The following is a 14,248-nucleotide window of genomic DNA, read 5'->3' as shown; positions in this document are numbered from 1 at the left end:
AGCCCAGGAGGAGGATATTTATGAATAAATACGGATCGGATAACTGGCAGGATCACCGTTTTACGCTGGCCTGCAAAGAAGTCGAGCGCAGAGGACAGTGGCTGGACATTCATCTGGCGCTTTACCCGGAAGAAGGAGAGACCTTGCCGGAAGAACTGCACGATCCCAGCGTGTACGTCATCTGCGATCTCGGAGGAGCGATCGTGCAGATCATCCTGCTGGATGAAGGCTGCGACTGCGAATACCAGTTTACCCCGGGCGAGAAAGAGAAAATTGCCCGTTATCTCGAAGAGCATTGCTCGGCGGAAATGGATTCTCTCCTATTGCGCTAGAAAAGTAGAGACCGGCGGGCCGGCTCCGGAATATACTGTCTTATAGACGTAAGCGACAGGAGGGGCCGCCATGGGAAGAGCATTGCGCTACATCGCGTTCGGAGACTCGCTGACCGTCGGTACGGGCGATCCGACGCGGGAAGGTTTCACCGCAAGATACCGCGGCATGGCAGAAGCGGCGCTGGGACGCAGCGTAGTTCTGCGCAGTGCCGGTACGAACGGCGCCACATCAAGCGAGCTGCTGCAGTACTTGCGCAACGAGGGCGATTTGCGGCGGGGGCTGGCGACCGCCGATATCGTGACGATTACCGCCGGAGGGAACGACCTCATCCGCTCGGCCATGCCGTACCTGAAAAGCCGCGATACGGGCGTGCTGAAGCGCAGCCTGCGTAAGTTCGGGGGCAATCTGCGGCAGATCGTGGGCTATACCCAGCTTCCGACTCCGAACGGCAAGTCGCCGCTAGTGATTCTCGTCGGATTGTACAATCCGATTTCCATGCTGCCGGAGGCGGAATTCTGGATCAAACGCTTCAACCAGCAAATGGCCGGGCTTGGGTCGCGCACGGTCCGGTACGTGGACGTGTATCCGGCTTTCAAGGGAGCGGAGAGCCGTCTGATTTCCGACGATCTTTTTCACCCGAATGCGGAAGGGTACAAGCGGATAGCGGAATGCATCGCCCAGAGCGTCCCGCTCGCTTCCCTTGCGGGAGACGGCGGGCATTAAAAAAACAGTGAAGCGGCCGCCTCACTGTTTTTTTTCGGTTTACGCGGGGACGGGCAGGACCTGCATCACAGCGAAGAAGTGACAGACGCTGCCTCCGATGACGAACGAATGCCAGATCGCATGGTGGTAGGGAATGCGCCGCCACAGATAGAACACCGTTCCGACCGTGTAGAGCAGTCCGCCCGCGACGAGCCAGATGATGCCGTTTGTCGACAAATGCTCGGCCAGGGGTTTAATGGCCAGTACGATCAGCCAGCCCATGCCGATGTAACAAACCGTCGAGAGGACGATAAACCTTTTGACGAAGAAAATTTTGAGCACGATCCCGAGAAGGGCGAGCCCCCATACGATGCCGAGCAGGGTCCATCCCAGCACTCCCCGCAGCGTAACGAGCATAAAGGGGGTGTAGGAGCCGGCGATCAGTACATAGATAGCGGAATGGTCCATGATTTCGAAAATGTCCTTCAGCTTCCCTCCGGGAGCGCTGTGAACGAGCGTGGAGCACAGATAAAGCAGAATCAGGGAAGTGCCGAAAATGCTGAAGCTGACGATATGCCAAGTGTTTCCGTATGTGGTTGCCTGAATGACGAGAAGAACCAGAGCTGCGACGCTAAGCAAGGTGCCGATTCCATGCGAGACGGCGTTTGCGACTTCTTCGCGCGGTGAATATTCCATAGGTATTACCTCCAAGCTATCCGGGACCGGATGCCCAATTTACTGGCTAATGACTACTTAGACGCGGTTCCTCGGCATACCCCTTCAACGCTTTTTACCCGTTTTTGCGCTTATTTTTATGGAATTTTTATCCAAAGGGACTGTGCCAGGTGCGTCTAAAGGCTCAGAAGCTGCATAAATATACAGGTTTTATGCCCTATATACGCTTTAAAAAGCATTTTCATAAAGCATCTTGCATAAAAGAAGCGATTTCGGTATACTAAGTCATGTTCTTTTTTGAATTGACCCTGCGTTAATAAACTATTTTGAATAAAGGAGCACTTGCCATGAAAAAATGGGGACTGACACTTATCGCCCTTGTACTGACAATGAGCCTCATAGCTGCATGCGGCAAAAAAACCGAAACACCGAAAGATGCAGCCGGCGGCGCTCAAACAACAGCACCTGCGAAGAAGCTTATCTTGGGGACGAGCGCGGATTACCCGCCGTATGAATTCCACAAATCGACGAACGGCAAAGACGAAATCATCGGCTTCGACATCATGATCGCGAAAGAAATCGCGAAAGACATGGGAGCCGAGCTGGAAATCAAGGACATGAAGTTCGACGGTCTTCTTCCGGCGCTTCAATCCGGCAACGTGGATATGATCCTTTCCGGAATGACGCCTACCGAGGAGCGCAAGAAGAACGTTGATTTCTCCAAAACGTATTACACCGCGAAGCAGATGATCGTTGTCCGCGCGGAAGACAAAGACAAGTACAAGACGATGGAAAGTTTGGCGGGCAAGCGGATCGTCGTTCAGAAAGCTTCCATTCAAGAGACGGTAGCCAAAGAACAAATCAAGGACGCCAAAATCAAAACACTAAGCAAAATTACCGACATCGTGCTTGAGCTGAAAAACAAGAATGCCGACGCCGCGATCATCGAGCTTCCGGTTGCGACTTCCCACGTAAACCGCGACAAGAGCATCGTGATCGCCGAAGCGACTCCGACGGTTGAAGAAGCGGGTTCCGCGGTTGCTTTCAAGAAAGGCAGCCAAGACAAGATCGACCTGGTGAACAAGACGATCGACCGTCTGATCGCCGAGAAGAAGATCGATCAGTTCGTAACCGAAGCCACCAGCCAAGTGGAAGCCGAGTAAGCGCAAGGTCATCGGACCGGTAACTGCAATAAATGTGAGATAGCGGAGAACCCTCCGCTATTTTCTTTTTTCAGGGATGGTCACAAGGTGGTTAGAAATTGTATAATTAGCGGTGTCCATCCGCACTTAAGGAGGAGTTAACAGCCCATGAATTTTTCATTTTTAAACGAATACGGGCATTATTTTGTGGACGGAACGAAGGTTACGCTGCTTCTGTCCGTGATTACCGTCATTTTGGGAGCGATTTTCGGGACGGGCATGAGCCTGCTCCGTTTGTCCGGTATCTGGCCGCTGCGGTGGCTGGCTACGGCGTATATCGAGTTTTTCCGGGGAACACCGATCATTATTCAAATTTTCCTCGTGTATTATGCGCTGCCGCAGTTTATTCCGGATTTTCATTTTCCCCCGTTCCCGTTTCTCGAAGAGTACGGCGGAGAATTTACCGCAGCCGTCATTACGCTCGGACTCAACAGTACGGCCTATGTGGCTGAAATTATGCGCGCGGGCATCCAGTCCGTGGACAAAGGGCAGATGGAAGCGGCTCGCTCCCTCGGGATGAAGCCGTGGATGGCGATGCGTCTTGTCGTGATTCCCCAGGCGTTCCGCACCGTACTGCCGGCGCTCGGAAACGAGCTGGTCGTCGTGATCAAGGAAACGTCGATCGTATCGGTCATCGGCCTCAACGAACTGATGTTCAACGCGGACACGGTCAAAGGAAGCCTGTCGCTTCCGTTCGAACCGCTGATCATCGCCGCTTTTATTTATCTGGTCATTACCCTGACGCTGTCCAAGCTCGTCGGAATGCTCGAAAGGAGGCTGACGAAGTCGAATGCTTAACATTACGAATCTTCATAAACATTTCGGGAAATTAAACGTGCTGAACGGAATCGATATCGAGATTGAAAAAGGCGAAGTCGTCGTTGTCATCGGGCCTTCCGGCTCGGGCAAAAGCACGTTCCTGCGCTGTCTCAATCTGCTGGAAGTGCCGACCGACGGCGAAATCCTCTTCGAGGGTATTTCCATTACGAACAAGAAGACGGATATCAATTCCGTCCGGCAGAAGATGGGCATGGTGTTCCAGCAGTTCAATCTGTTCCCCCATCTGTCGGTCAAAGACAATATTACGCTTGCTCCGCGCAAGCTGAAAAAAATGTCGGTGAGCGAGGCGAATGAAACCGCGGCCGATCTGCTCCGTAAAGTAGGATTGGCGGAAAAAGCCGGCGCTTATCCGGCCCAGTTGTCCGGAGGACAGAAGCAGCGGATCGCGATCGCCCGCGCGCTTGCGATGTCCCCCGACGTCATGCTGTTCGACGAGCCCACCTCCGCGCTCGATCCCGAGATGGTCGGCGAGGTGCTCGACGTCATGAAAAAGCTGGCGAAAGACGGCATGACCATGGTCGTCGTCACGCATGAAATGGGATTTGCCCGCGAAGTAGGCGACCGCGTCGTCTTCATGGACGGGGGCGTCATCGTCGAACAGGGCAGACCGGAAGAAGTGTTCTCGAACCCGCAGCATGCCCGGACGAAGGAATTCCTGGGTAAGGTGCTGTAAGCGAGATAGAACGAGAAATTGTTATCGCAGAGCAGGGAGGAAGTCTCGTGGCGCCCATTAAAATTTTTACGGACAGCACGAATGATTTAAATCCGCACTATTTGAAGGAAAACGAAATCGGCGTCGTTCCCCTTTATGTCGTCTTCGGCGACGATTCTTACCGGGACGGGGTGGACATTACACCGGAGGTCCTGTACCGGAAAGTCGAACAGTCGGGCAAGCTGCCCAAGACGGCGGCTCCGTCGCCGGCCGACTTCGAGAAAGCGTTCCGGCCTCATATCGAACAGGGCTTCGATATCGTCTATATCGGGCTTTCTTCCGAAGTCTCCTCGACTTATCAGAATGCCGTGTTAACGTCCGACCTCTTTCCGGAAGGACGGGTAACCGTCATCGATTCCCGCAACCTGGCTACCGGCATCGGCATTCTGATCTGCAAAGCCGTGGAAGCGGCCAAGCAGGAACGCAGTGCGGCGGAGATCGAAGCCATGGTAAAATCGTTCATTCCGAAGGTGAGCACGGAATTCATTATCGATACGCTGGATTATTTGCATAAAGGCGGACGTTGCACCAGCTTACAGGCTTTTTTCGGAAGCCTGCTGAAAATCCGTCCGGTCGTGCAAGTCAAGGACGGTTCCATGATTCTAACTTCCAAAGTGCGTGGTAAGAGGGAGAAAGCGCTGGAACAGCTGGTGGACAACGCGCTGGCCTTCAAGCACGAGATGGACCCGGATGTCCTGTTCGTCACGCATTCCATGGCGCAGGAGGAAGCGGAGCTTGTACGTGCCCGCCTTCTGCAGGAAACGGGTGTCAAACGGATTGAGATTACGGAAACCGGATGTGTGGTTTCCAGTCATTGCGGTCCTCAGACAGTGGGCATCGTATTTATTAAATCTTAGAAATGAGGGTACTTCTTGACGATCAAGATTATTACGGATGGAACTTCCGATTTGCCTCAGGAGCTGGCCCGGGAATTAGACATCACAGTCGTACCCCTGCTCGTCCGTTTCGGCGACAAGGAAATGACTTCAGACATGAGCAGAACCTTATTCTATGAGCTGATGAGGCAGGAGCCCAAGCTTCCTCAGACGGCGAGTCCCGCCCCGCATACTTTTATGGAAGAGTACCGCAAGGCTTCACAAAGTGACATTCTGGTAGTCTCTGTTTCGTCTAATCTCAGCAGTACCTATCATCATGCCCTCATGGCGAGAGAACAACTTATGGAGGACGGCTATACAGGCCGGATTGAAGTGCTCGACTCCCGCACGGCTTCTCTGGGACAAGGTCTTCTTGCCGTAAAAGCGGCCAAGCTCGCGAAAGAAGGCTTGCCGTTCGAAGAACTGGTGGCCCGGATGAAGGAAGAAATCAAAAGCCATCATACGTATTTTTTCCTGGACACACTTGAAAATGTTATAAAAGGAGGCCGCCTCGACCGCGTCCGCGGTGCGGTGGCTTCCGTACTGAACATCAAGCAGATCATGAAAGCGAGCGAAGAAGGCACCCTGGAGCCTTTCGAGAAAGTACGCGGGACCCAGAATGCGATCAAGCGTCTGATCGAACGGGTAAGCGAGAAAGTGAGCGAAACTCGGCACGATCTGGAGCGGTGCATCCTCGGCATTGCGCACAGCAACTGCGAGGACCGCGCCCGGGACGTGAGAGATCAGCTGCTCCGGCTGTTCCCGTTCGGTCAGGTCGTGATCACCGAGATGGGGCCGGTTATCGGCACCTACGCGGGAGAGGGCGGCATCCTTATCAGCTGCTGACAGCTGATAACAGCCGCTCCCGGCTGCTGGTGAGAGTTGTTTCCGCCGGCTGACCGGTGCACACATACAGGCATGGACATACAAAAGGCTGTCTACAGGTCCGCGGGACCGTTAGACAGCCTTTTTTTGTGCGCGCATGCGTGGATGCGTTATTCCGTCCGCCGATCCGCGCTGTCTTCCCCGCGAAGATCCCGCGTTACAATCTCGGGATCGTCGACGCTCACGAGCGGGGAAGGCTCGCCGTCGTAGAGCACCCACAAATCGTGCAGGGCGCGGGTACAGCCCACATAGAGGAGCTTGGCGTCCTGAGCGTCGGCGCCGTAATGGACGGGGTCCGCATCCGTCAGGATGGCGGCGTCGAACTCGAGCCCTTTCGTCAGGTAGACGGGCACGACCGAGATCCCGCCGGCGTACTGCTTCTGGTCCGCGGTGATTCTGCTCGCCGCAAGGCCCAGCTCTCCAAGCTGCGCGTGAAGCCGCACGGCGTCTTCCTCGGTGCGCGTAATCACCGCTACCGTATCGTAGTTCCGGCGGAGAAGCCGCTCAACCGCTTCGCGGAGGAAGGCGATTTCCCGCTCCTTCTCTACCCGGAGCACCTTGACCCGTTCGCCGGACCGGAATACGGGAATGGCCAGGAGACCGGCTCCGACTCCGGTGGAGAGGACGTGGTTCGCGAAACGGATAATTTCCATCGTGGAGCGGTAGCTCCGCTCCAGTTCGAAATAAGCGGTTTCGCCTTCCCCGAAGAGCGATGTGAGCTCGGCCCAGTCCCGCGTTCCCCGGTAGGCGTGAATCCCCTGGGACAGATCGCCGAGAATCGTGAAGGAATGCTGCCGGGTGTACTGGTCGAGCACGGCAATCTGGAACGGGGAAGCGTCCTGCGCTTCGTCGATGACCACGTGGTCGAACCGCTCCGAGCCTTCGATGCCGTGCAGGGAGGCATGGATAAAGACGAGCGCCGGGAGATCCTCGTGGCGTACCTTCTTGCGGCGGAAGGAGGCCAGCGTATCCTTCGCCACGGCTTCGGGAATCCGGCCGCGAAGTTCTTCCGTCATCCAGACGGCCCCGGCTTTGGGATCGAACACGGCTTTATAGAACGACAGCGCATCGAGCTCCGGCCAGCCTTTCAGGTAGGCTTTCAGCCGCTGGGTCGATTTGGTTTTCCGTTCTTTTTTCTGCTTGGCGTCCCAGACTTTGTCCAGTTCCATCGTTATCCAGCGTTTGATCCGGGCGACGACCCGCTCTCTGCGCTTGGCGGGAGGGAGATGTTTGTATTCTTCGTTGTACCAGACGCCGATCGTTTGGGCTGGGAGCGTTTTCCCGTCCCAAGGGTGAAAAGGTTCCTGCGGCAGACAGGTCCGCGCGTAGCCGTAAAAGCAGCTTTCCAGGAAGCTCCTGAAGGCGACGGAGCCTTTCCAGCGGCCGGAAACGTCGTCGTTCAGCGGCGGACGCTTGGAACCGAGGGCAAACCAGACGGCACTTTCGTCGGCGGGATTCTCCAGCGCGAAGGAAAGTCCGGTCAGCTCTATGGCCCAATCCGCAAACGTGCTCTGCCGGATATGTCCGACGCCGAGCTCCGGGAGCACCCCGGATATGTAATCGAGAAACATGGAGTTCGGTGCGAAAATCATCATATTTTCCGCTTTAACCTGGTCGCGGTATTGATAGAGCAGAAAAGCGAGACGGTGGAGAGCGACGGTCGTCTTGCCGCTTCCGGCGACGCCCTGAATAATAAGGGCTGCGTTCTTGGCCGAACGGATAATCTTGTCCTGCTCCGCCTGAATGGTGGAGACGATATCGCGCAGCTTGTTGTCTTTGTTCTCGCCGAGGCGATACAGCAAAAACTCGTCTCCGCCCGCTCCGGACAGAAGGTCGCTTTCCCGATCGTAGGTGTCCACGACCCGCTGGAGAATCTGCTTGCGGATGACCAGGTTTCTTTTTAAATACACCAGACCTTCGACAAGACCGTCGGGCGATTCGTACGCCGCTTTCTCGTCTCCGCCCGTGTAGGAATAGAACATGCTGGCTACCGGAGCCCGCCAGTCAATGACATGAGGTTCTCCGCCGTTCTCGTCGTCGACGCCGAACTTGCCGATGTATAAAGCGGACTTGCCGGCAGCGTTTTCAGGCTGAAAGTCGAGCCTGCCGAAGTAAGGTTCGTCCGAAGCCAGAGCAAGAGACTGACGGCTGCTTTCGCGTAAGGCTTCAAGTGCCTGTTCCGTGAAATCTTGTCCCCGGTATACGGGAACGGCCTGCAGCTCCTCCAGTCTACGGTTGACGTCCGCGAGGATGGCGTCCAGCCGGTTTTGTTCTTCTTGATAGGCACTTTGATTCTTATCCAAGATCAGTTACCCCCTAAGATCAGATTTTGAGCATGAAGAAATAATATATCATATCCGGCAAACAATGGCAACAACACCGGGCATGGCGGTCAAGCCTTGGCGCGGTCTATGCTGAAGGGAAAGAAAACAGACAGCCGGGGGCGGTAAGCCCCGAGTTTCTGGCAGGATCATCCTTGTGGTATAATGACTGCATATTTTCAGAGAACCGCATCATTTAAGATGAAGTTTAAGTTCTCCTAACCGAACCTGGAGTGAGCTGCCATGAAAAAAGGAAACGAACAACAGGCCGTTATGACCGGCCTTCTTATTGCGGACAAGTCCGGGACGTTTATTACGCGCCATCTCGATTGGGCCGAGCTGCAGTTCGGGGGATTGGTCGGAGACCGGCATTTCGGAGTGACAAGCAAGGCCGACGTCCGCCAGCCGATGTATCCGCGGGGAACCGAGATCATGAACCGGCGGCAAATCAGCATCGTGTCCGAGGAGGAATGCGAAGAGATTGCGGCCGCTCTCGGCATTGAACGCGTCGCGCCCGAGTGGCTGGGAGCGAACATGGCGCTCAAGGGGCTGGAGCGTCTGACCGCACTGCCGCGGGGAACGAGAATGTTGTTTCCGAGCGGAGCGGGACTCGTCTGCGAAGGAGATAACGAACCGTGCGTCCATCCGGGTAAGGTGATCGCCGAGCAGATGGGGAATCCCAAGCTTGCGGGCAAGTTCGTCAAAGCCGCCTGGAACCGCAGAGGAATCGTGGCTTCGGTCGAGAGGCCCGGCATCGTTTCCGCGGGGGACGAGGTAAGGATTCTTTTTCCGGACGAATTGTAAGCTGATACTTGCCGTTTGAAAGGAGTTTTGCGCATGAAAATAGGAGTATTGTCCGATACGCACATGAGGCCGAAGGCAGGTAAGCTGCCCGATGCCGTTCTGAAGGGTCTGGAGGGGGTCGACCTCATTCTGCACGCCGGTGACTGGACCAGCCCGGAAATTATCGGGTGGGTGGAGAAGATCGCGCCCGTGGAATCCGTCGCAGGGAACAATGACGGTCCGGACATTGTAAACCGATTCGGATACAGCAAGCTGATCGAAGCCGGCGGGCTCACCATCGGGCTCGTCCACGGGGACCGCGGCCGGGGAAGATCGACGGAGCAGCGCGCCCTGTTCACTTTTCAAGACGACAATCCGGATGTGATCGTGTTCGGTCATTCGCATATTCCATATTCGGAACGGATCGACGGCCTGCTTCTTTTTAACCCCGGCTCGCCTTGGGATAAGCGCTGGCAGCCCCGGTTTTCGTTCGGGTTGATCGAGACGGACGGGGAAAAAACCGAAGCGAGGCACATTTTTTTCGATTCCCGGGAATAGCCGGGCCGAGACTGTGAATGAACGGCAGGGAGTATGACAAGTGGATAGGAAAATAAGGACGGCTGCGGAAGATGCGGCTGTCTTTTTTTGCGGAAAAAGGGCACCTTAAAGCGGATGCTTAAAAACGATGAAACGTTTAATCATTGATCTATCAAAACATTCCGGAGTACAATCATTTCGTAAGAACTACAAAGAAAGTTACACTTTTCTTTTAGATGTAAAACGATTAATCAATTTCTGACAAATCGGCCGATTTGGGGGAACGATGAACAAAATAACGATTAAAGATATAGCGGCGGAGGCAGGCGTGTCCATCGCGACCGTGTCCAACGTGATGAACGGCACCGGAAGAGTCTCCGGTGAAACCGCCAAGAGAGTGCTCCAGGTCATCGACCGGCACGATTATGCGCCCAGCACGGCGGCCCGTTTTCTGAAAGAAAGACGCTCCCAGCTCATCGGGATTCTGGTCCCGACCGGCGAGAGGGGACGGCTCGAAGACAACCCGTTCTACTGGCAGCTCGTCATGGCCGTCGAAGCGGAAGCGAGGGAAGAGCGCCTGCATGTTATCGTTTCGGGCGTGACGGAAGAGGACCCGCTCACGTTTGTGCAGGAGCGGCAGCTCGACGGCATTATCGCTATCGGGATAACCGGCGATTCCCCGCTGCTGGGACGCATCGCCCAGCTCGACGTTCCTTGCGTGTATCTGGACTGCTACCTCGCCGGAGGGGAGAACCTTCAGGTCGTCAATATGAACGACCGGATGGGCGGTTACCTCGGGACAAAGCACCTGCTTTCGCTCGGGCATGAGCGGATTGCCGTCATCGCGGGCGACATCGTCACTTCGGGCGTCTATGAAGAACGCTGGCTCGGCTATACCCGGGCGCTGGAGGAGAGCGGCATCGAAGCGGACCGCGCTTTGCTCGTCGAGACGCCGGTCTCTCTGCTCGGCGGCTATCACAGCGCCCAGCAGGTTTACATGCTCAGCCCGAAGGTCACCGCCGTATTCGCTTTTTCCGATGTGGCGGCAATCGGGCTGATGAAAGGGCTGCAGGAGCTCGACGTACGCATTCCCGACGATCTCTCCGTCATGGGGTACGACGATATCGACTACGCGGGCTTTCTGACACCCTCCCTGACCACGATCCGGCAGGATATCGGCACCAAGGGGAAGACGGCGATACGCCGCATTCTCAGTATGATCCGCGGAAGCGTCCCGGCCGAACATTCGGTTACGCTGCCCGTTGAACTTAAACGCCGCCAGAGCACCGCCCGGCGTCTCCAACCCAACTCCATTCAGAAAGAGGAATAGGCCATGCAAACGAGCGAAACCATTCATCCCGACAAATCCATCGATACGGTGCTGGAAGTGGCCCCTAAAGCACCCGGACGCGCTACACACGTAACGGAGGCGGACGACTCTTATCTTATTCACGGCCAGCACGCCAATTTGCTGCTGACTTTTTTGGAAAGCGGGCTGTTCCGGATCAAACTGTTCCACGGGAATAAGCCGGAATTCAAGTCCGCGACCGTCGCTGTACTGGCGGAATCGTTTCAACCGGTTAAAGCCGACCGGACGGAAAGCCCGGAAGCGTTCGAATTCCGCACTTCCGCGCTGCGCCTGATCGTCGAGAAAGAAACGTTCGCTTTGACGGTTCAAACGCCGGAAGGCGAGCTTCTGATGAAGCAGCCCACGCTTTCGTGGACGACACGCGGTTCGCTGAGCGGCTCCTATGTGATGGGGACGGACTCTCATTTTTACGGCCTCGGGGAGAAAACGAGCTTCCTGGACAAGCGGGGAGAGCGTTATGCGATGTGGAACTCCGACGTGTTCGCGCCGCATGTGCCGGAAATCGAAGCGCTGTACGAATCGATCCCCCTGCTCATTCACATGCATCGAACCGGAACGTACGGGCTGTTTTTGGATAATCCCGGCCGCACTGATTTCGATATGCGCACGCATCCCGATCTTTTTACGATTCAATGCACGACCGGGGAATATGATCTGTACTTCATTTTCGGTCCGCAGCCCAAAGACGTCGTCGGCCGTTACACAAAGCTGACGGGCCGCATCTCTATGCCGCCGAAATGGTCCCTTGGCTACCATCAGTCCCGTTACAGCTATATGAACCAGCAGGAAGTGCTGGAGCTGGCACGCACGTTCCGCGAGAGAAACATTCCGTGCGACGTTATTCATCTCGATATCCATTACATGGATCAGTACCGCGTCTTTACGTTCGACAAGGACCGTTTCCCGGACCCGGAAGGAATGATGGCGGAGCTGAAAAAGCTCGGCATGCGCATTGTGCCGATTGTCGATCCCGGCGTCAAAAAAGATCCTAAATACCCGATTTACCGGGAAGGGATCGAGAACGGCTATTTCTGCAAAAAGCTGGAAGGCGAGCTGTTTATCGGAGACGTATGGCCCGGTAAAAGCGCGTTCCCCGATTTCACGGAAGATGCCGTGGGCAAATGGTGGGGGGAGAAGCACAAGTTCTACGTGGACCTCGGCATCACGGGAATCTGGAACGATATGAACGAGCCGGCTGTGTTCAACGAATCCAAAACGATGGATCTCGATGTCATCCACGGCAATAACGGGGACAGTAAGACGCACGAAGAGCTGCATAACTTGTACGGCATGATGATGTCCAAAGCGACTTTCGAAAGCCTCCGGGAGCAGCTCGGCGGTGAGCGGCCGTTCGTTCTGACACGTGCAGGCTACAGCGGAATACAGCGTTATGCCGCCGTATGGACGGGCGACAACCGCAGCTTCTGGGAGCATATGGCGATGGCGATTCCGATGGTGCTGAACCTGGGGTTGTCCGGAATTCCGTTCACAGGTCCCGATATCGGCGGCTTCGCACATCACTCCACGGGACAACTGCTTGCCCGCTGGACGCAAATGGGGGCGCTGTTTCCTTTCTGCCGCAACCACAGCGTGATCGACTCCGTCCGCCAGGAACCGTGGTCGTTCGGCGAAGAGACCGAAGCGATCTGCCGCACCTACATCGAGCTGCGCTACCGCTGGATGCCGGTATTGTACACGCTGTTCCACGAAGCATCCCGGACCGGGATGCCGATTCTGCGGCCGCTTGTGCTGGAATATCCGCGCGATCCGCAGGTGACGAACCTCAGCGACCAGTTCCTGCTCGGCAGCAGCGTTCTCGTCGCCCCGGTCTACCGTCCCGATACGGAGCACCGCGCCGTGTATATCCCGGAAGGCGAGTGGATCGACTACTGGAGCGGGGAGAAGCATGCGGGACCGAAGCATATCCTCGCCCACGCGCCGCTCCACATTATGCCGATGTATATCAAAGCGGGAGCTATCCTTGCGGAAGAGCCGCTTAAACAGCATGCGGACGAGGAAGCGGCATCGTCTCTGACGTGGAACATTTATGTTTCCGGCGGCAGTTCCGAGGGAACCGTGTACGAAGACGACGGGATCACTTACGGGTACGAGCAGGGAGCGTACAATGTGATCCGCATGTCCACGGAAGCGGCGGACGGAGGCATGAAGCTGGCTTGGGCTTACGAGCACAGCGGGCTGCCAAACGCAGACCGCAGCTTCCTGATCCGCATCAAGCACGCGGGATTCGCCCCTGCGGCGGTGGAAGGCCTCCGGCGTCTGGAAGCCGGCATGATCGGCGGAGACCGGGCCGCAAGCGGCTGGGCTTACGACGAAGCTGCCGGAGAGATCCTGATCCGGACGGCGGACACCCCGCAGCAAGTTGTGCACATCCGCGCCTGATCGTTCAGCGCACGGTCAGACCGCTTCCGGCGCTAGAGCTCCGGCCCCTTCAGGGGTCGGAGCTTTTTAGCGCGCCCGGGTGTATGACCGCTGAGTCACAAATGAGCTGACGGGGCGGAGAGCAGCCCGGGAGCATCTGCGGCAGCTGTGCGCAGAACAGGTGAGGATAAGCTCAAATCCGCCCGCTTCTGTCCGATTCGTGCGGACATTCTCTCTGCTGCTTCATCGGCCTCGGCACCGCTATTTCAGCTTGGTGATCACAAAGCCGCCGACCACGATACCGAGGCCGACCCAGGTTTTCCAGTTCGGAATTTCCTTCAGGAAGATGTAACCCATCAGCACGCAGATAAAAATCTCGATGCCTTTGGATATGCCTAGGGACAAGGTCAGATTGCCCGTCGTCTTGTAGCAGAACTTCACGCCGTATCCGATCATGACGTTGGCCGCAAACACCAGCGGGATCATTTTGCACTGAAACCACAAGGTTTGCCAGAGCGAAGGATCAATGTGTTTGCTTTGGTACGAGAAGATACTGTTGATCGTCAGAAGTCCCGCCAGAAGCAGGGCGATTCCGTATACCATAAACATGTGCAGGTCTCCTTTGTCTGTTTCTT

General features: G+C 56.0%; 14 protein-coding genes. 11 read left to right on the top strand and 3 right to left on the bottom strand.

All coding sequences use genetic code 11. The annotated features are described in order from the left end of the window. The first annotated feature begins 20 nt into the window (after window positions 1–20). On the top strand, window positions 21–332 hold the full coding sequence (locus HMPREF1207_RS03010) for a hypothetical protein (RefSeq protein ID WP_009672730.1): 312 nt from the start codon (window positions 21–23) through the stop codon (window positions 330–332). Between the two features lie 70 nt (window positions 333–402). Beyond that, entirely contained in the window at window positions 403–1,056 is a 654-nt protein-coding gene (locus HMPREF1207_RS03005) for a GDSL-type esterase/lipase family protein (protein WP_009672864.1), read from the top strand. A gap of 39 nt (window positions 1,057–1,095) precedes the next feature. Here the strand turns inward: HMPREF1207_RS03005 and trhA are convergent, their stop codons facing one another. Then, window positions 1,096–1,731: a PAQR family membrane homeostasis protein TrhA gene (trhA, locus tag HMPREF1207_RS03000; protein WP_009672875.1), complete on the bottom strand. Its 636-nt coding sequence runs from the start codon at window positions 1,729–1,731 to the stop codon at window positions 1,096–1,098. Window positions 1,732–2,057: 326 nt separating this feature from the next. On the opposite strand from trhA, the gene HMPREF1207_RS02995 reads away from it, so the two are divergent. The 5 genes from HMPREF1207_RS02995 (at window position 2,058) to HMPREF1207_RS02975 (ending at window position 6,185) form a co-directional block, all read left to right on the top strand. Then, window positions 2,058–2,873 (top strand): transporter substrate-binding domain-containing protein, encoded by an 816-nt coding sequence (locus HMPREF1207_RS02995; protein WP_009672865.1) that lies wholly within the window; start codon window positions 2,058–2,060, stop codon window positions 2,871–2,873. Window positions 2,874–3,020: 147 nt separating this feature from the next. After that, window positions 3,021–3,710, top strand: coding sequence for an amino acid ABC transporter permease (locus HMPREF1207_RS02990; protein WP_009672909.1), 690 nt, complete (start codon window positions 3,021–3,023; stop codon window positions 3,708–3,710). Continuing rightward, complete coding sequence (locus HMPREF1207_RS02985) at window positions 3,703–4,425, top strand: amino acid ABC transporter ATP-binding protein (protein WP_009672774.1); 723 nt, start codon at window positions 3,703–3,705, stop codon at window positions 4,423–4,425. Before HMPREF1207_RS02990 ends, HMPREF1207_RS02985 begins: the two co-directional genes overlap by 8 nt. A 47-nt stretch (window positions 4,426–4,472) precedes the next feature. Then, window positions 4,473–5,321, top strand: coding sequence for a DegV family protein (locus HMPREF1207_RS02980; RefSeq protein ID WP_009672684.1), 849 nt, complete (start codon window positions 4,473–4,475; stop codon window positions 5,319–5,321). A gap of 15 nt (window positions 5,322–5,336) precedes the next feature. Then, window positions 5,337–6,185, top strand: coding sequence for a DegV family protein (locus tag HMPREF1207_RS02975; RefSeq protein ID WP_009672769.1), 849 nt, complete (start codon window positions 5,337–5,339; stop codon window positions 6,183–6,185). A gap of 149 nt (window positions 6,186–6,334) precedes the next feature. Here the strand turns inward: HMPREF1207_RS02975 and HMPREF1207_RS02970 are convergent, their stop codons facing one another. Continuing rightward, on the bottom strand, window positions 6,335–8,527 hold the full coding sequence (locus tag HMPREF1207_RS02970; RefSeq protein WP_009672863.1) for a HelD family protein: 2,193 nt from the start codon (window positions 8,525–8,527) through the stop codon (window positions 6,335–6,337). Window positions 8,528–8,788: 261 nt separating this feature from the next. On the opposite strand from HMPREF1207_RS02970, the gene HMPREF1207_RS02965 reads away from it, so the two are divergent. From HMPREF1207_RS02965 to HMPREF1207_RS02950, 4 genes are all read left to right on the top strand, one after another. Then, window positions 8,789–9,349, top strand: coding sequence for an MOSC domain-containing protein (locus HMPREF1207_RS02965; protein WP_009672781.1), 561 nt, complete (start codon window positions 8,789–8,791; stop codon window positions 9,347–9,349). A gap of 33 nt (window positions 9,350–9,382) precedes the next feature. Further along, window positions 9,383–9,886, top strand: coding sequence for a metallophosphoesterase family protein (locus tag HMPREF1207_RS02960; RefSeq protein ID WP_009672688.1), 504 nt, complete (start codon window positions 9,383–9,385; stop codon window positions 9,884–9,886). 265 nt (window positions 9,887–10,151) lie between these two features. Then, on the top strand, window positions 10,152–11,195 hold the full coding sequence (locus tag HMPREF1207_RS02955; protein WP_009672719.1) for a LacI family DNA-binding transcriptional regulator: 1,044 nt from the start codon (window positions 10,152–10,154) through the stop codon (window positions 11,193–11,195). A gap of 3 nt (window positions 11,196–11,198) precedes the next feature. Next, complete coding sequence (locus tag HMPREF1207_RS02950; protein WP_009672731.1) at window positions 11,199–13,634, top strand: glycoside hydrolase family 31 protein; 2,436 nt, start codon at window positions 11,199–11,201, stop codon at window positions 13,632–13,634. A 240-nt stretch (window positions 13,635–13,874) separates the two neighbouring features. Here HMPREF1207_RS02950 and HMPREF1207_RS02945 read toward each other — a convergent pair whose 3' ends face one another. Next, window positions 13,875–14,222: a hypothetical protein gene (locus HMPREF1207_RS02945; RefSeq protein WP_009672845.1), complete on the bottom strand. Its 348-nt coding sequence runs from the start codon at window positions 14,220–14,222 to the stop codon at window positions 13,875–13,877. Between the last annotated feature and the right edge of the window lie 26 nt (window positions 14,223–14,248).

The sequence above is a fragment of the Paenibacillus sp. HGH0039 genome (genome assembly GCF_000411255.1).
Classification (GTDB): Bacteria; Bacillota; Bacilli; order Paenibacillales; family NBRC-103111; genus Paenibacillus_F.
The sequence above is the reverse complement of the archived record's forward strand: the minus strand, read 5'-3'. Positions and strand labels throughout refer to the sequence as shown.